15 protein-coding genes are annotated in these 14,765 nt (G+C 71.1%); 9 read left to right on the top strand and 6 right to left on the bottom strand.

The genetic code is table 11. The features are described from left to right. Positions 1-65: 65 nt before the first annotated feature. Both uvrB and ACIQ7Q_RS19365 read right to left on the bottom strand, forming a co-directional pair. Positions 66-2,198 (bottom strand): excinuclease ABC subunit UvrB, encoded by a 2,133-nt coding sequence (uvrB, locus tag ACIQ7Q_RS19370; RefSeq protein ID WP_403863106.1) that lies wholly within the window; start codon positions 2,196-2,198, stop codon positions 66-68. A gap of 51 nt (positions 2,199-2,249) precedes the next feature. Then, positions 2,250-3,131 carry an MHYT domain-containing protein gene (locus ACIQ7Q_RS19365; protein WP_403863103.1) on the bottom strand — a complete coding sequence of 294 codons (882 nt, stop codon included), beginning with the start codon at positions 3,129-3,131 and terminating at the stop codon, positions 2,250-2,252. Positions 3,132-3,449: 318 nt separating this feature from the next. On the opposite strand from ACIQ7Q_RS19365, the gene ACIQ7Q_RS19360 reads away from it, so the two are divergent. The 5 genes from ACIQ7Q_RS19360 (at position 3,450) to ACIQ7Q_RS19340 (ending at position 8,301) form a co-directional block, all read left to right on the top strand. Beyond that, positions 3,450-4,328 carry a glycerophosphodiester phosphodiesterase gene (locus ACIQ7Q_RS19360; RefSeq protein ID WP_403863100.1) on the top strand — a complete coding sequence of 293 codons (879 nt, stop codon included), beginning with the start codon at positions 3,450-3,452 and terminating at the stop codon, positions 4,326-4,328. A 118-nt stretch (positions 4,329-4,446) separates the two neighbouring features. Beyond that, entirely contained in the window at positions 4,447-4,977 is a 531-nt protein-coding gene (locus tag ACIQ7Q_RS19355; RefSeq protein WP_403863097.1) for a methylated-DNA--[protein]-cysteine S-methyltransferase, read from the top strand. 12 nt (positions 4,978-4,989) lie between these two features. Continuing rightward, on the top strand, positions 4,990-6,273 hold the full coding sequence (locus tag ACIQ7Q_RS19350) for an MFS transporter (protein ID WP_403863094.1): 1,284 nt from the start codon (positions 4,990-4,992) through the stop codon (positions 6,271-6,273). A gap of 238 nt (positions 6,274-6,511) precedes the next feature. Beyond that, the gene (locus ACIQ7Q_RS19345) at positions 6,512-7,423 is read left to right on the top strand and encodes a pseudouridine-5'-phosphate glycosidase (RefSeq protein WP_403863091.1); all 912 of its coding nucleotides are present in this window, start codon (positions 6,512-6,514) and stop codon (positions 7,421-7,423) included. Next, a complete protein-coding gene (locus ACIQ7Q_RS19340) occupies positions 7,420-8,301 on the top strand; it encodes a carbohydrate kinase family protein (protein WP_403863088.1) in 882 nt (293 codons plus the stop codon). The genes ACIQ7Q_RS19345 and ACIQ7Q_RS19340 overlap by 4 nt, the downstream gene beginning before the upstream one ends. Before the next feature lie 37 nt (positions 8,302-8,338). On the opposite strand, the gene ACIQ7Q_RS19335 is transcribed toward ACIQ7Q_RS19340, so the two are convergent. Together ACIQ7Q_RS19335 and ACIQ7Q_RS19330 are read right to left on the bottom strand one after the other, a co-directional pair. After that, positions 8,339-8,983, bottom strand: coding sequence for a uridine kinase (locus tag ACIQ7Q_RS19335; RefSeq protein ID WP_403863085.1), 645 nt, complete (start codon positions 8,981-8,983; stop codon positions 8,339-8,341). Positions 8,984-9,037: 54 nt separating this feature from the next. After that, a complete protein-coding gene (locus ACIQ7Q_RS19330; RefSeq protein ID WP_403863082.1) occupies positions 9,038-9,688 on the bottom strand; it encodes a winged helix-turn-helix transcriptional regulator in 651 nt (216 codons plus the stop codon). Positions 9,689-9,757: 69 nt separating this feature from the next. On the opposite strand from ACIQ7Q_RS19330, the gene ACIQ7Q_RS19325 reads away from it, so the two are divergent. Both ACIQ7Q_RS19325 and ACIQ7Q_RS19320 read left to right on the top strand, forming a co-directional pair. After that, positions 9,758-10,969: a pyridoxal phosphate-dependent aminotransferase gene (locus tag ACIQ7Q_RS19325; RefSeq protein WP_403863079.1), complete on the top strand. Its 1,212-nt coding sequence runs from the start codon at positions 9,758-9,760 to the stop codon at positions 10,967-10,969. 124 nt (positions 10,970-11,093) lie between these two features. Beyond that, positions 11,094-11,552 (top strand): hypothetical protein, encoded by a 459-nt coding sequence (locus ACIQ7Q_RS19320; protein ID WP_403863076.1) that lies wholly within the window; start codon positions 11,094-11,096, stop codon positions 11,550-11,552. Here ACIQ7Q_RS19320 and ACIQ7Q_RS19315 read toward each other — a convergent pair. Beyond that, complete coding sequence (locus ACIQ7Q_RS19315; protein WP_403863073.1) at positions 11,549-12,550, bottom strand: D-2-hydroxyacid dehydrogenase family protein; 1,002 nt, start codon at positions 12,548-12,550, stop codon at positions 11,549-11,551. The two genes, ACIQ7Q_RS19320 and ACIQ7Q_RS19315, sit on opposite strands and share 4 nt — an antisense overlap. A gap of 35 nt (positions 12,551-12,585) precedes the next feature. Here ACIQ7Q_RS19315 and ACIQ7Q_RS19310 point away from each other — a divergent pair, with 35 nt between their 5' ends. Then, positions 12,586-13,248, top strand: a complete 663-nt coding sequence (locus ACIQ7Q_RS19310) for a DUF2293 domain-containing protein (protein WP_403863070.1) — start codon at positions 12,586-12,588, stop codon at positions 13,246-13,248. A gap of 25 nt (positions 13,249-13,273) precedes the next feature. Here ACIQ7Q_RS19310 and ACIQ7Q_RS19305 read toward each other — a convergent pair whose 3' ends face one another. Continuing rightward, positions 13,274-13,927 carry a chaplin gene (locus tag ACIQ7Q_RS19305; protein WP_403863067.1) on the bottom strand — a complete coding sequence of 218 codons (654 nt, stop codon included), beginning with the start codon at positions 13,925-13,927 and terminating at the stop codon, positions 13,274-13,276. Positions 13,928-14,296: 369 nt separating this feature from the next. Between ACIQ7Q_RS19305 and ACIQ7Q_RS19300 the strand changes: the two genes are divergently transcribed. After that, positions 14,297-14,764, top strand: coding sequence for a DUF3574 domain-containing protein (locus ACIQ7Q_RS19300; protein WP_403863064.1), 468 nt, complete (start codon positions 14,297-14,299; stop codon positions 14,762-14,764). The last annotated feature ends 1 nt before the right edge of the window (position 14,765 follow it).

Raw genomic sequence — 14,765 nt, 5'->3', positions numbered from 1 at the left:
GTCGGTTTTTGTGTCGGTCTTGCAACACACCGGCCGGCACAGCCGCCACGGCAGGCGCGGCAGGCTCAGGCGAGTCCCGCCTCCTTCATCTGACGCAGCTCCTTCTTCAACTCGCTGACCTCGTCGCGCAGCCGGGCCGCCACCTCGAACTGGAGCTCCGCGGCGGCCGCCCGCATACGGTCGGTCATCTCCTCGATGATTCCGGCCAGTTCGGTCGCGGGCCGGTCGCTGAGCACCTCGCCCTTGCGACCGGCTCGGGCTCCGGTGCCGGCACCGAGCGAGGGAACCGGGGCCTTGGCGCCCTTGCCGGGCTTGTCGGCCTTCGCCTGGCGGTAGCCGGTGCCCAGCAGCTCCTCGGTGTCGATCTCCTCACGCGCGATGGTCGCGACGATGTCGTTGATCTTCTTGCGGAGCGGCTGCGGGTCGATGCCCTTCTCCGTGTTGTAGGCGATCTGCTTCTCGCGGCGGCGGTTGGTCTCCTCGATGGCCTTCTCCATCGCGGGCGTGATCTTGTCCGCGTACATATGGACCTCGCCGGAGACGTTGCGCGCCGCGCGGCCGATGGTCTGGATCAGGGAGGTGCCGGAGCGGAGGAAGCCCTCCTTGTCGGCGTCGAGGATCGCGACCAGCGACACCTCGGGCAGGTCGAGCCCCTCACGCAGGAGGTTGATGCCGACCAGGACGTCGTACTCACCGGAACGCAGCTCGCGCAGCAGCTCGATACGGCGGAGGGTGTCGACGTCGCTGTGGAGATAGCGGACCTGGACGCCGAGCTCGAGGAAGTAGTCGGTCAGGTCCTCGGCCATCTTCTTGGTCAACGTGGTGACCAGGACACGCTCGTCCTTCTCGGTGCGCTCGCGGATCTCGTGCACCAGGTCGTCGATCTGCCCCTCTGTGGGCTTGACGACGACCTGGGGGTCGACGAGCCCGGTGGGGCGGATGATCTGCTCCACGAAGCCGTCGCCGCGGGACAGTTCGTAGGTGCCGGGGGTGGCCGACAGATAGACGGTCTGGCCGATGCGCTGCTGGAACTCCTCCCACTTCAGTGGACGGTTGTCGAGCGCGGACGGCAGCCGGAAGCCGTGGTCGACGAGCGTGCGCTTGCGGGACGCGTCGCCCTCGTACATCGCCCCGATCTGCGGCACCGTCACATGCGACTCGTCGATGACGAGCAGGAAGTCCTCGGGGAAGTAGTCGAGGAGGGTGTTCGGCGGGGAGCCGGGCTCTCGGTCGTCGAAGTGCATCGAGTAGTTCTCGATGCCGGAGCAGGAGCCGATCTGGCGCATCATCTCGATGTCGTACGTGGTGCGCATGCGCAGCCGCTGGGACTCCAGCAGCTTGCCCTGCTTGTCGAGCTCCGCGAGGCGCTGCTCGAGCTCCGCCTCGATGCCGTTGACCGCCTTCTCCATGCGCTCGGGTCCCGCCACGTAGTGGCTGGCGGGGAACACGTAGAGCGACTGGTCCTCGCTGAGGATTTCGCCGGTGAGCGGGTGGAGCGTGGACAGGGCCTCGATCTCGTCGCCGAACATCTCGATGCGGACCGCGAGTTCCTCGTAGACCGGGAAGATCTCGATGGTGTCGCCGCGGACGCGGAAGGTGCCGCGCTGGAAGGCTACGTCGTTGCGTGTGTACTGGATGTCGACGAAGCGTCGCAGCAGCTGGTCGCGGTCGATCTCGTCGCCGACCCTGAGCTGGACCATGCGGTCCACGTACTCCTGCGGGGTGCCGAGGCCGTAGATGCAGGAGACGGAGGCGACCACGACGACGTCCCGCCGGGTCAGCAGCGAATTGGTCGCGGAGTGGCGCAGGCGCTCGACCTCCTCGTTGATCGAGGAGTCCTTCTCGATGTACGTGTCCGACTGCGGGACGTACGCCTCTGGCTGGTAGTAGTCGTAGTACGAGACGAAGTACTCCACCGCGTTGTTCGGGAGGAGCTCGCGGAACTCGTTCGCCAGCTGGGCGGCCAGCGTCTTGTTCGGCGCCATGACCAGGGTGGGGCGCTGAAGCTTCTCGATCATCCAGGCAGTCGTCGCCGATTTGCCCGTGCCGGTCGCGCCCAGGAGGACGACGTCCTTCTCACCTGCGCGGACGCGCCGCTCCAGCTCGGAGATGGCCGTCGGCTGGTCGCCGCTGGGCCGATAGGGACTGACGACCTCGAAAGGCGCCACCGTACGTTCGATCTTGGAAACGGGCCGCATGCAACAACCGTACGACCCCCCACTGACAGTCGGGTGGGAAACCTGGGGCGATCAGTCGCTCCAGCCGCGGTCCGGATCGCGACGGAAGGTGCGGCTCCCTGCCCGGACGGCCGGCCTGCGCTCGCCTCCTGCCCCCGGGTGCCGCGCCTGCGCCCTCGGGCGCCCGGCCCTGCCGTCCGTGTGCGCCTGCCCGTCCGGCTCCCCCGCCCCCCGCAGCGGGTCGAGCATGACGACGACACCGGCGAGCAGCAGGAACACCGCGGGGCCCACGAGCAGGGGCGCGAGAAGCGCGGCGGGCGGGTCGCCGGCGACAGCCCCCTCGACCGCCTCGTGGACATGAACGCCGACCGCGGCCATCCCGGTGTAGTGCATCCCGCTCACGGCGAGGCCCATCACAAGACTGGCGCCCAGGCTCGCCAGGAACCCCCGGACGGCCACGGCCGCCCACAGCGCCGCCGTGGCCGCGACCACGGCGATCACCACGGAGAGGGCGACGGTCGCGGTGTCGTACTCGAGGCGCCCCTGCAGTCGCATTCCGGCCATGCCCAGGTAGTGCATGGACGCCACACCCAGACCGGTGATGGTGCCGCCGGTGACCAGGGACATCGTCGTGGCACCCCGGTGACCGACGACGAAGATCCCGATGCCGACCATGACGATGCCCACGGCCAGACTGGCGAAGGTCGTCGCCCTGTCGTAGCCGATGGAGGTCTCCTCCACGCGGAAGCCCATCATCGCGATGAAGTGCATGCTCCAGATGCCCGAACCGATCGCGCTCGCGCCGAGCAGGAGCCGGCCCGGCCGGAACGAGCGGCCGTTCCGCACGGCTCTGGCGGTGCAGCGCAGGCCCAGGGCGCCGCCCAGGCATGCCATCACATAGGCCGCCACCGGGGTGACGAGGCCGTAGCCGAATCCGTCCACCGTGCCCTGCATCCCGTGCACCCTTCGTCCCGTGCGATCCCCCGCCGCCCTACGATCCCCGCGATCTCTGATGGAACGTCTGGTTCTGGGCGAGGGTACGGCTCGCGGAAGTCTAAGCAAACGTCCCATCTGAACTTCGTCGGCGCAGAGCCCGGAGCGGGGTTCCCCGGCAGCGGGGTTACGGCGTCGGGTCTCCGGGCAGCGGGTCTCCCGGCGGGGTGTCTCCGGGCAGCGAGTCCGTTCACCTTGGGGCCATACTTCGCCTGTGCCTCGTTGGCCGGGAAATGCAAGCCTCGACTCGTCCATGATTCGACGACGTGAGGAATCCCCGTGTACGCACGCCCCGTCGCAGCATTGGCCGCCACGACCCTGGGAATCACCGCGCTGGTCCTGCCCGGCTCCGCGACCGGCACCGAGCTCGCGGCCGCCCGGGACGACGCTCCGCTGGTGATCGCCCACCGCGGCGCATCGGCCTACGCGCCCGAGAACACGCTCGCGGCAGTCGACCTCGCCGACGAGATGGGCTTCGCCTGGGTCGAGAACGACGTACAGCGCACCAAGGACGGCGAGCTGGTCGTCATGCACGACGATTCACTCGCACGGACCACCGATGTGGAGCAGGTTTTCCCGGATCGCGCCCCGTGGAAGGTCAAGGACTTCACCGCGGCAGAGATCGCCGCCCTGGACGCGGGCAGCTGGCGCGGCGCCGAATGGACCGGCGCGCGCGTCCCGACGCTGAAGCAGTACCTGAACCGCGTCGACGACAACAACCAGAAACTGCTGCTGGAGATCAAGAAGCCCGAGCTCTATCCCGGCATCGAGAGGGACACCCTGCGGGTACTGCGCGAGGAGGGCTGGCTCGACCGCAGCCACGTCAGGAGCCGGCTGGTCATCCAGAGCTTCGGCAAGGACAGCGTCGAGGCGGTGCACCAGCAGCGGCCGGACGTCACGACCGGATTCCTCGGCACGCCGGCGATCGCCGATCTGCCGTCGTACGCGGCGTTCACCGACCAGATCAACCCGACGCACACGTCGCTCACGGCCGAGTACGTGGCCGCGGTGCACGCCCTCAAGGGCGCGCACGGCAAGCCGCTGCGGGTCAGCACGTGGACGGTCAACGACGCGGCGGCCGCCACACGCGTGGCAGGCTTCGGCGTGGACGGGATCATCACCAACTACCCGGACATCGTGCGGGACGCGGTCGGATAGGACCTTCCGCCGGTCGAACCGGACCGGCGAACAGCGCTCCGCGGATCGAACCGAACCGGAGCGCGGGGGTTTCCGCAGGTCGGCCCGACTGTCGGTGGCCGGTCGTAACGTGGTCCGCATGAAGACCTTCGAGTGGGCCGTCATCGGCACGGACATCGGGCCGCTGCTCCTCGCCGCGACGGACGAGGGCCTGGTGAGCGTGGTCTTCCACGCCGACGAGACGGTGCGCCGGCGCGCGCTCGATCAGGTGGCGGGCCGCCTTGGGGCCGAGCCCGTCCAGGACGCGACGGGCCGGCTCGCCGAGCCGATACGCCAGCTCGAGGCGTACTTCGCGGGCAGCCTGCACGACTTCGACCTGCCGCTGGACTGGTCGCTCTCGGCAGGCTTCAACCGGCAGGTGCTGCGGGAGCTGCTGGCCGGCGTGGCGTACGGGGCGGTCGTCGGCTACGGAGAGCTGGCGGCCCGCGTCGGTCAGCCGGGCGCCGCTCAGGCGGTGGGAGCCGCGATGGGATCCAACCCCCTGCCCGTCGTGGTGCCGTGCCACCGGGTGGTGGAGACGGGCGGCGGGCTCGGGGGCTTCGGCGGAGGGCTGGAGACCAAGCGCCGGCTGCTCGCGCTCGAGGGCGTCCTGCCGGAGCCGCTGTTCTGACACACTGCGTCGGTGACCACGACGTCCGACGCTCCTGACATACCCGACGACGGCAAGGCATCGGCAGTCGCGGCCGCCGACCTCCCCGCGATACGCCGGCGCATCAACGCCGTGCTGATCGTCAGCCAGATCCTCGGCGGCCTCGGAGTCGCCACCGGCATCGCGCTGGCCGCGGTGCTGGCGCAGGAGGTCAGCGGCACGGAGGCGCTGGCCGGCCTTGCCCCGACCGCCACGGTCGCCGGGACCGCGGTGCTGTCGATGCCCCTGGCCGCACTGATGACCGCACGGGGGCGGCGTCCCGGGCTGGTCCTCGCCTACGTCATCGGTGCCCTGGGCGCCGGCGTGGTCGTCGTGGCCGCCGTCGTCGACAGCTTCCCGCTGCTGCTCCTCGGCATGGCCGGGTTCGGCGCCGCCTCGTCGGCGAACCTGCAGGCCCGGTTCGCCGCGGCCGATCTCGCGGAGCCCGAGCGGCGAGGGCGGGCCATCTCCACCGTTGTCTGGGCGACCACTGTCGGCGCGGTGCTCGGCCCCAACATCGCCTCGCCCGCCGGGCGCAGCGTGTCCGGGCTGGGCATTCCCGCGGCCGCGGGGCCGTTCCTGTGGGCGGCCGGGGTGTTCCTCGTCTCCGCCGCACTCGTCCTCGTCCTGCTCCGGCCCGACCCGCTGCTCACCGCCCGCGCCATGTCCACGGCCGACACCTCCCCCGAGGGCCGTTCGCTGAAGGCCGGGCTGCTCGCCGTACGAAACTCCTCCATGGCCCGGCTCGCCCTGGTGACTGTGGCCGTCTCGCACACGGCGATGGTGTCGATCATGTCGATGACTCCCGTCGCCCTCAGCCATCACGGGGCCGGTATCGAACTGATCGGCCTGGTGATCAGCGGCCATATCGCAGGCATGTACGCGTTCTCACCCGTGATGGGCTGGCTGTCGGACCGCGTCGGCCGGCTCGCGGTGATCGGACTCGCGGCGGGCCTGCTCTGCGCGGCCGCACTGCTGGCCGGCACGGCCGGCCCGAGCCACGGGCAGACCGCGGCAGGGCTGTTCCTGCTCGGGCTGGGCTGGTCGGCGGGGCTGGTCTCCGGTTCCACCCTGCTCACCGAGTCCGTGCCGCAGCCCGCGAGGGCGGCGGTGCAGGGCCTGTCCGACCTGACGATGAACACGGCGGCGGGCCTGGGTGGCGCGGCGGCGGGCCTGGTGGTGGCGCAGGCGGGATACGGGTGGCTGAACGTGATCGGGGCGGTGTTGCTGGTGCCGATGGCCGCGCTGGCGGTGCGGCGGGCTGTCGCCAGGACATAGAACGTCCGTGCCGGACCACGGAGCGTCGCCCGCCGGAGGGGCCGCCGACCAGCTTTCCCACCGCACCGACGCCCGAATCACCACCTGGGGCGGCACTTGCAGATAAACCATGCCGGGAGCGGAAAGAAGCCATTTCGTGCGATCCGCGTGCCACGACCGCAGGGTCCTGCCGAGGGACCGTGCCGGGCCCCACGGGCCGAGATGTTTGTACCACTGCCCGTCGCGCCAGGGATGGGACATGCCCACATCCGCAGTCACGGTGTCCGAAGAGGTACGGGAAGCGCTCGACACCGACGCGCCCGTCGTCGCCCTGGAGTCCACGATCATCGCGCACGGCTTGCCGCGCCCGCGCAATCTGGCCGTCGCGGAGGAGTTGGAGGCGCTGGTCCGGGCGGGCGGCGCCGTCCCCGCGACCATCGCCGTGCTCGACGGCAGAGCCCATGTCGGGTTGACCAAGGACGAGTTGGAACGTGTGGCGGGCGACCCGGACATGCGCAAACTGGGTCATCGCGACCTGGCTCCCGCCCTCGCGAGGGGGGCGAGCGGCGCGACGACCGTCTCCGCGACGGCGCTGCTCGCCGACCGGGCCGGTATCCCCGTCTTCGCGACCGGGGGCCTCGGTGGAGTGCACCGCGGATGGACGGACACCCAGGACGAGTCGGCCGACCTGCGGCTCCTCGCCCAGGTCGGCATCACCGTGGTGTGCGCGGGCGTGAAATCGATCCTGGACGTACCGGCCACGCTGCAGCGGCTGGAAACGCTCGGCGTGACGGTGATCGGGTACGGGACGCGGCACTTCCCCGGCTTCTATCTGACCTCGTCCGGGGAACCGGTCGACTGGACCGTCGGCACCCCGGAGGAGGTCGCCGCCGTCATGCGCGCGAAGGACGTGATGGCGGAGCCGTACTCCTCGCTGATCGTCGCCAACCCCGTCCCGCCGACCGAGCAGTTGGACCCCGCGCTGCACGACCGGGTACTGGCGCGGGCGCTCGACGAGGCGCGACAGGAGGGCATCACGGGGCAGGCCGTCACACCGTTCCTCCTCGACCGGCTGATGCGGTACACCGACGGAGCCTCGCTCGAGGCCAACCTGGCGGCGGTGCGCGGCAATGTTCGGCTCGCGGCACGGATCGCGGCGGCGTACGCATGACGGGTCTCCTCGTCGTCGGCGACGTCGTCACCGACGTCGTCGCCCGGCACGCCGCGCCACTCGCCGCGGGCACCGACACGGCCGCCACGATCCGCATCCTGCCCGGCGGCGCCGGGGCCAACGTCGCGTGCTGGGCAGTGGACCGGGGATGCCGTGATGTGCGGCTGCTGGCCCGGGCGGGCGCCGTCGACCTGGACTGGCACGCAGCGCGGCTGCGCGCGGCGGGTGTGCGTCCCCTGCTCGTGCCCGACGACGCGGTCCCGACCGCGACCGTCGTCGCCCTCGTCGACGCCACAGCGGAGCGGACGTTTCTCACCGACAGCGGGGCGGTGCTGCGGCTGTGCCCCAAGGACTGGTCCGCGTCGCTGCTCGACGGGATCGGCCATCTGCACCTGTCCGGCTATCTGTTGTTCTCAAAGACCAGCCGGGCCGCGGCGCTGCTCGCGAAGGACGCTGCCCACGACCGGGGGATCCCGGTCAGCGTGGATCCGGCTTCGGCCGGCTTCATCCGCGAACTGGGCGTGCGGCACACGCTGTCGGCGCTCGAGGGCGTGGAGGTCCTGCTGCCGAACGCGGACGAGGCCCGGTTGCTGACCGGTCTGCCCGACCCCGCCGACGCCGCGGCGAAGCTCAGCCACTCGGTCCCGCTGACGGTGGTGACGCTGGGGGCGCGAGGTGCGCTGGTCGCGGAGTCCGGCCACATCACGGGCCGTGTAGAGCCCCCACCTGCCGAGGCCCTGGACACGACGGGCGCGGGCGACGCGTTCACCGGCGCCTTCCTCGCCGCGCGGCTGGCGGGCGCGGACGCGCGTTCGGCGGCGGAGGAGGGGTGCCGGGCGGGCGCGGAGGCGGTGTCACGTCTGGGCGGGCGGCCGTGAGCGTCGGCCGGTTCCGTCCCACGGGGGATGGCGCGGATCAGTGTCCTCCAAGTCCACCCCAGGCCGGGTGGCGCGGGTCGTCGGCCCGTACGAGCACGTCCGCAACGTCTGCCGGCCCGACCTCTTCCTCGTACCGCCTGTACGCGGGGAGGGTCCAGCGTTCGTCCTCTTCCGTGCGACGCTCCAGCGCGCCCGCCGAGAGCCGCAGATGCACGGTCAGGTCGAACGGGAACCAGTGCCCGAGCAGGAACGGCCCGTGCAGCAGCAATACCCCGTCGGGCGGCAGTTGGACGGGCGCGCTGCGCGTGGCCCGGTCCGTGACCGGGTCCCACAGGTCGGGCAGCACCCGCCCGGTGCCCTCCGCCTCCAGCGGGCCGAAGACCTCCCGCCACAGGGCACCGGTGTCGAACCAGCCGCTGTAGTACGTGTCGGGGTCCTCGCGGCCGTACTCGTACCGCAGCGACGCGGGACGCAGGAAGCCGCCCGTCCCGACGACCGCGACCCCCCGCCCCCGCAGCCGCAGCACGCCGCCGATCCGCTCCGCGAGCTCCCCGGGACGTGCGGCGGGCGCACCGTCGACACCGACGCGCAGCCAGGGGCTGCCGTCCTGCGCCCGCGTCCGCAGCACCCGTTCGGCGAGCTGCTCCGCCATCCGCTCCCAGGTGATCGCTTCGAGTCTCACCCGCCCATCATCGCCCGGCAGGCTCGGGCCCTGTGGCCCGGACGTTCCTTGCTCTCATACGCCGAGAAGCGCCGCTTCGCCCTCCACCTTGATCTGCCCGGCACTCACCCCTTCCGGCAGGGCCAGATCACCGGCCGCCAGCGCCGTGCAAGTGTCCGTGTCGAGGGTGAGACGGACGTCGGGGGCGTCCGCGGGGCCGTCGCCGTACGGGGAGGGAGCGCCGCCACCGAGCCGCAGATGGAAGACGCCCTCGTCGAGCCGCACTTCGACGACCGCGACCCGGCCCGGGGCCTCCAGCGCCCGCAGCAGCGGGATCGCGAACCAGTGGGCCCGTACGGCGTCGGTGGGGCGGCGCTCCACGAGCGCGGGCGCGCCCCACTCGGCGAGTGCGGTCAGTACGGGCAGCAACCCTCGTCCGCGCTCGGTGAGTTCGTAGACGGAAGCAGCCGACGGCGGGGGCAGCCTGCGGCGGGTGGCGAGACCATCCCGCTCCATGTCCTTCAGCCGGGATGCCAGGACGTCCGTACTGACTCCGGGCAGATCGGCGTGGAGGTCGGTGTAGCGGCGGGGGCCTCCGAGCAGTTCCCGGACGACGAGCAGGGTCCACCGGTCGCCGACGGCGTCCAGGGCACGGGCGGCGGCGCAGTACTGGTCATAGCTCCGGCGGCGGGGCTGACGAGGTGGCATGCGACGCAGTCTAGACATGTTGTTGGACTTTCCAAGCTCCAGCTTGGTAAAACCAAGTACGTCATTCAGTCCTGGGAGGGCCACGGCATGGAGTTCCGGCAGTCGAGCAAGCTCAGCGAGGTCTGCTACGAGATCCGCGGTCCGGTGATCGAGCACGCCAACGCCCTGGAGGAGGCGGGCCACAGCGTCCTGCGCCTGAACACGGGCAACCCGGCGCTCTTCGGGTTCGAGGCGCCGGACCAGATCGTCCAGGACATGATCCGCATGCTTCCGCAGGCCCACGGCTACACCGACTCGCGCGGCGTCCTGTCCGCCCGCCGCGCCGTGGCGCAGCGCTACCAGGCCCTCGGCCTCACCGATGTCGACGTGGACGACGTCTTCCTCGGCAACGGCGTCTCCGAGCTCGTCTCCATGGCGGTCCAGGCCCTGCTGGAGGACGGCGACGAAGTCCTCATCCCCGCGCCGGACTTCCCGCTGTGGACCGCGGTGACCACCCTCGCCGGCGGCAAGGCCGTGCACTACCTGTGCGACGAGGAGTCCGACTGGTACCCGGACCTGAACGACATGGCCTCGAAGATCACCGACCGCACCAGGGCCGTCGTGATCATCAACCCCAACAACCCCACCGGCGCGGTCTACCCCCGTGAGGTCGTCGAGGGCATCCTCGACCTCGCGCGCCGCCACCATCTGATGGTGTTCGCCGACGAGATCTACGACCAGATCGTCTACGACGACGCCGTCCACCACACCGCCGCCGCCCTCGCCCCCGACCTGGTCGTACTCACCTTCAGCGGCCTGTCCAAGACGTACCGCGTCGCCGGCTTCCGCTCGGGGTGGCTTGTCGTCAGCGGCCCCCGGCAGCACGCCCGCAACTATCTCGAGGGCCTGACGATGCTCGCCTCGATGCGGCTGTGCGCCAATGCCCCGTCCCAGTACGCCATTCAGGCCGCGCTCGGGGGCCGGCAGTCCATCAGGGAACTCGTCGCGCCCGGCGGCCGGCTTCACGACCAGCGTGACCGGGCCTGGGAGAAGCTCAACGAGATCCCGGGCGTCTCCTGCGTCAAGCCCAAGGGAGCGCTGTACGCCTTCCCCCGGCTGGATCCGAAGGTGCATCCGATCCACGACGACGAGAAGTTCGTGCTGGACCTGCTGCTGCGCGAGAAGATCCAGGTCGTCCAGGGCACGGGCTTCAACTGGCCGCGTCCCGACCACTTCCGGATCCTCACACTGCCGCACGCCGACGATCTCGATGCCGCGATCAGCCGGATCGGCCGATTTCTCGCTGGCTACCGTCAGTAATCTCCCCAAGGGCTTGACTACCGTCTGCACTGCGATGATCTGATGCTGTCCTGCGTGATCGGGCCGTGAAACCGCCGGCCCGACCGACAGCACCCGAACGACGTGCCAAGCCCTGGAGCAGCACATGTGGACAGCGGTCATCGCGGTCGTCGGCACCCTGCTCGGCTCGGTGGCGACCCACTTCTTCCAGCGTCAGACCTCAGAACGCACCGCCGCCCTCGCCCGGGCGGAACAGCTGCGCCAGGAGAGGATCTCCGCGTACAGCGCCTTCGCGGGTGCCCTCGTCGACTACCGGCGCGGGCAGAACGACCGCTGGCACCGTGCGTACGACTCCCCCGGCAGTGCGGTCGCCGAAGAGGTCCGCATCGACTCGTACCGGCTGCGCTCCACCGCCCATCAGGCGCTGATCCGGGTGCAGCTGGTGTGCGACGACCCGCAGGCGCTGGCCCTGGCGGCGGCCGCGTTCGACGTCACCAACTGCATGCACGAGGCACCGGACGAGGCGGATCGCGCGCACCGCTCGGAACAGGCGCGGGAGACGCTCTCGGAGTTCATCGGCGCCGCGGCGCCGGGAGTGCGCTAGCTGGGGAGTGCGCTAGCCGGAGAGGCCGGGCCGGGTGGGCTGCACAGGGTACGGACGGGGCTTCCCGCCAGGTACGCGGCGATGTTCTCGACCGCCTCCCGGAAGTACCCCTCGTAGTTGCGGCGGGTGACGTAACCGAGATGGGGGAGGCCGAGGAAGTTCGGTGCCATGCGCAGCGGGTGGTCCGCGGGCAGCGGTTCCTGCTCGAACACGTCGGCGCCCGCTCCGGCGATCCAGCTCTCGTGCAGCGCCTGCACCAGGGCCTCCTGGTCGATGATCGCGGCCCGGGAGGTGTTGATCAGATAGGCCGTGCGGCGCATCCGCTTCAGCTCTTCGGCACCGATCAGGCTCCGGGTGCGGTCGCTGAGCTGCAGATGCACGGAGACGAAGTCCCCCGCCCCGAGGAGCTCTTCGAGCGAGGCGGCCCGTACGACGCCGTGCTCCGCGGCCCGTTCGTCGGTGAGGTCCCGGCTCCAGGCCATGACGTCCATGCCGAAGGCCCGGCCGACGGCGGCGACCTTCGTGCCGATCTTCCCGAGACCCAGCAGGGCGAGCGTGCGGCCGTGCAGATCCGCGCCGATGGTCGACTGCCAGGGACCGCCGTCACGCAGGGCGTTGCTCTCCTGTGCGACGTGCCGGGCGAGACCGAGGATGAGGGCCCAGGTCAGTTCGGCGGGCGGTTCGGAGCTGCTGGCGGTGCCGCACACGGTCACACCGTTGCGGGCCGCGGCTTCGAGGTCGATCGAGGCGTTGCGCATGCCCGAGGTGATCAGCAGCCGCAGCCGCGGCAGCCGGTCGAGCAGGGACGAGGGGAACGGTGTCCGCTCGCGCATCGCGACCAGGATCTCGCAGTCGCCCACCGCCTCGACCACGGCGTCCTCCGAGCCGAAGTGCTGCCGCAGGGAACGTACTTCGACTGCGCCCGCGAGCGAGGACCAGTCCGCCATGGAGAGCGCGGCGTCCTGGTAGTCGTCGAGCACGGCACAGTTGATCGTCATGGGAGCGGAGCGTACCCGGTGGGTACCTACCGGACATGGACCTGGTGGTGATCCAGCCGCGCAAGGGCAGGCACTGCTCCGAGTGCCGCAGGGGCCCGCTTGCGATGCATGTGCTCGAGTCCGACGCGCCCCTGTGCCTGGAGTGCGCCGACCTCGGCCACTTGGTGTATCTGCCGAGAGGCAGCGCGGCGCTCACCCGGCGGGCCCGGGAGGCGAGTTCGCTCTGGGCGGTCGTGGTGCGTTTCAACCGCCGCCGCAGTCGCCACGAACGGCAGGGGCTGCTCGTCGAGGAGGCGGCGCTCGCCCGAGCGGAGTCGGCATGCCTCGCCGACGCGGACGCGCGCGCCCGCCGCCGTGGGCGGGATGCGGCCCGGCGGGCCGCGGAGGACGCGCGGTTCACCGCCGAACTGGCTGCCGTGATACTGCGCCTGTTCCCGGGCTGCCCCGGGGAGCGCGCCGCCGAGATCGCCGCGCACGCCGCCCTGCGCGGCAGCGGGCGCGTCGGCCGCACCTCGGCGGGCCGCTCGCTGGAGGAAGGAGCGGTCACGGCCGCGGTGCGCGCTTCCGTACGGCACGTCGACACCGGCTACGACGCACTGTTGATGGCGGGCGTCGCCCGCCACGAGGCTCGGGCCCACGTGGCGCGGCAGATCGAGGCGGTCCTGGCGGCCTGGCGACGTCCTTCAACGACGGCATGAGCCGGGCGGTACCTCGCCGCAGGTCCTATTCCTGGGTGGGGCGGAACCGGCGGTACAGGACGAGGCCGCCGAGGAGCATCGCCGCACCGGCCGGGACAGCGAACGCCAGCTCGTCGGAGCCCGTCTGGGCCAGCGCCCCGCCGGCAGGCTTCGGCGCCGACTGCTCGCCGTGGGCGGCCGGCTTCTCGGGCTTCACGGTCTTCGGCGGGGTGGTCGGCTCCTCCTCGACCGGCGGCTTGCGGGAGTCGTTCACCGAGCTGTTGCCGATGGCGGGGTTGGCGATGCCGACGACGTTCACCGAGTTGCCGCTCACATTGACCGGCAGGTCGACCGGGAGCTGCAGGCCGTTGCCGGAGAGAACACCCGGTGATCCCGCCACCTCGCCGCCCGCGTGGGCGCCTCCGCCCTGTTCCGCGCTGCCGCCGTTGTCACCGTCCGACACGTTGGAGCACTCGTTGCCGGCCGCCGGGTTGAGCAGTCCGACCACGTTGACGGTGTTGCCGCACACGTTCACCGGAACGTGCACGGGAAGCTGGATCGCGTTGCCCGACCCCACGCCGGGGGATCCGACGGCCGCGCCGTCCGCGCTCGAGTCCGCCTGGGCGTAGCCTGTCGCCATGGCCAGTGCGCTGCCCGTGAGCATCACGGTCGCCAGGCCCTTTCGGTGAACCTGCCTCATGGTTGCCTGCCTTCAGAAGAAACCTCACGGGCAGTCGCCCGCATCGGAATTAACGCCGCAGGGGCCCATCGGTTCCGCCGAATGAGCCATTCACCCCATCGGGTGGGGGAGCTGTCGAAGACCGTTCGAACTGAACGTCGAGCCGAAGGCCGAGTTGACCGTCGAGCCGGCAGCCGTGCCCTGTCCCGCGCCGCCCGTCGCGCGGACGGGTGGATTCCGGCCGGAGCCGGTGATCCGGCCGGTGCCACGGGCGTTGCGAGCGGATGAGTGGGCCGCGCCGTGCGGCCCCGCCGGGCCACTCGCCCCGACGGAAGGGTTCCGACCGTGCAGACCATGAAGCGGCCCCGCCGCCCGATGAATTCGCCGTCCATGACACGACGCACCGTGCTGGCCGTCGCCGGCGCCGCCATCGCCGTACTGGGCGTGGCCGCGCCGGCCGCGCAGGCCTCACTGGAGGGTGACCGGCCCGCCGCACCGCGGGCCACCGCCTCAACCACGGCGCGCGGTACGGCGTATGTGGAGACTCGGCTGTTCTTCGGCACCGAGCGGCCGGACGGCGGGCCCGATGTGACCGACGCGCAGTTCATGGCGTTCGTCGACCGGAGCGTCACGCCCGGTTTCCCCGACGGACTGACCATCCAAGAGGGCCGCGGCCAGTGGCACGACTCCAACGGCGTCATCGAGCGGGAGCGTTCGTACGAGCTGATCCTGCTCTATCCGGCCGCCGAGGCCGGTGCGCGTGACGCCCGGATCGAGCGGATCCGCGAGGCCTATGTGCGGGCGTACGCTCAGGATTCGGTGGCCAGGCTCGACGAACCGACGCTGGCCGATTTCTGAT

This window comes from Streptomyces sp. NPDC096176, assembly GCF_044763255.1.
In the GTDB taxonomy this organism is placed as follows: domain Bacteria; phylum Actinomycetota; class Actinomycetes; order Streptomycetales; family Streptomycetaceae; genus Streptomyces.
The sequence above is the reverse complement of the archived record's forward strand: the minus strand, read 5'-3'. Positions and strand labels throughout refer to the sequence as shown.

Bases quoted from the DNA above. Each gene is read 5' to 3' on its own strand.
- uvrB (WP_403863106.1), bottom strand. From the start codon at position 2,198: ATGCGGCCCGTTTCCAAGATCGAACGTACGGTGGCGCCTTTCGAGGTC.
- ACIQ7Q_RS19310 (WP_403863070.1), top strand. From the start codon at position 12,586: ATGGACCTGGTGGTGATCCAGCCGCGCAAGGGCAGGCACTGCTCCGAG.
- ACIQ7Q_RS19325 (WP_403863079.1), top strand. From the start codon at position 9,758: ATGGAGTTCCGGCAGTCGAGCAAGCTCAGCGAGGTCTGCTACGAGATC.
- ACIQ7Q_RS19330 (WP_403863082.1), bottom strand. From the start codon at position 9,688: ATGTCTAGACTGCGTCGCATGCCACCTCGTCAGCCCCGCCGCCGGAGC.
- ACIQ7Q_RS19320 (WP_403863076.1), top strand. From the start codon at position 11,094: ATGTGGACAGCGGTCATCGCGGTCGTCGGCACCCTGCTCGGCTCGGTG.
- ACIQ7Q_RS19345 (WP_403863091.1), top strand. From the start codon at position 6,512: ATGCCCACATCCGCAGTCACGGTGTCCGAAGAGGTACGGGAAGCGCTC.
- ACIQ7Q_RS19305 (WP_403863067.1), bottom strand. From the start codon at position 13,927: ATGAGGCAGGTTCACCGAAAGGGCCTGGCGACCGTGATGCTCACGGGC.
- ACIQ7Q_RS19340 (WP_403863088.1), top strand. From the start codon at position 7,420: ATGACGGGTCTCCTCGTCGTCGGCGACGTCGTCACCGACGTCGTCGCC.
- ACIQ7Q_RS19365 (WP_403863103.1), bottom strand. From the start codon at position 3,131: ATGCAGGGCACGGTGGACGGATTCGGCTACGGCCTCGTCACCCCGGTG.
- ACIQ7Q_RS19300 (WP_403863064.1), top strand. From the start codon at position 14,297: ATGACACGACGCACCGTGCTGGCCGTCGCCGGCGCCGCCATCGCCGTA.
- ACIQ7Q_RS19355 (WP_403863097.1), top strand. From the start codon at position 4,447: ATGAAGACCTTCGAGTGGGCCGTCATCGGCACGGACATCGGGCCGCTG.
- ACIQ7Q_RS19315 (WP_403863073.1), bottom strand. From the start codon at position 12,550: ATGACGATCAACTGTGCCGTGCTCGACGACTACCAGGACGCCGCGCTC.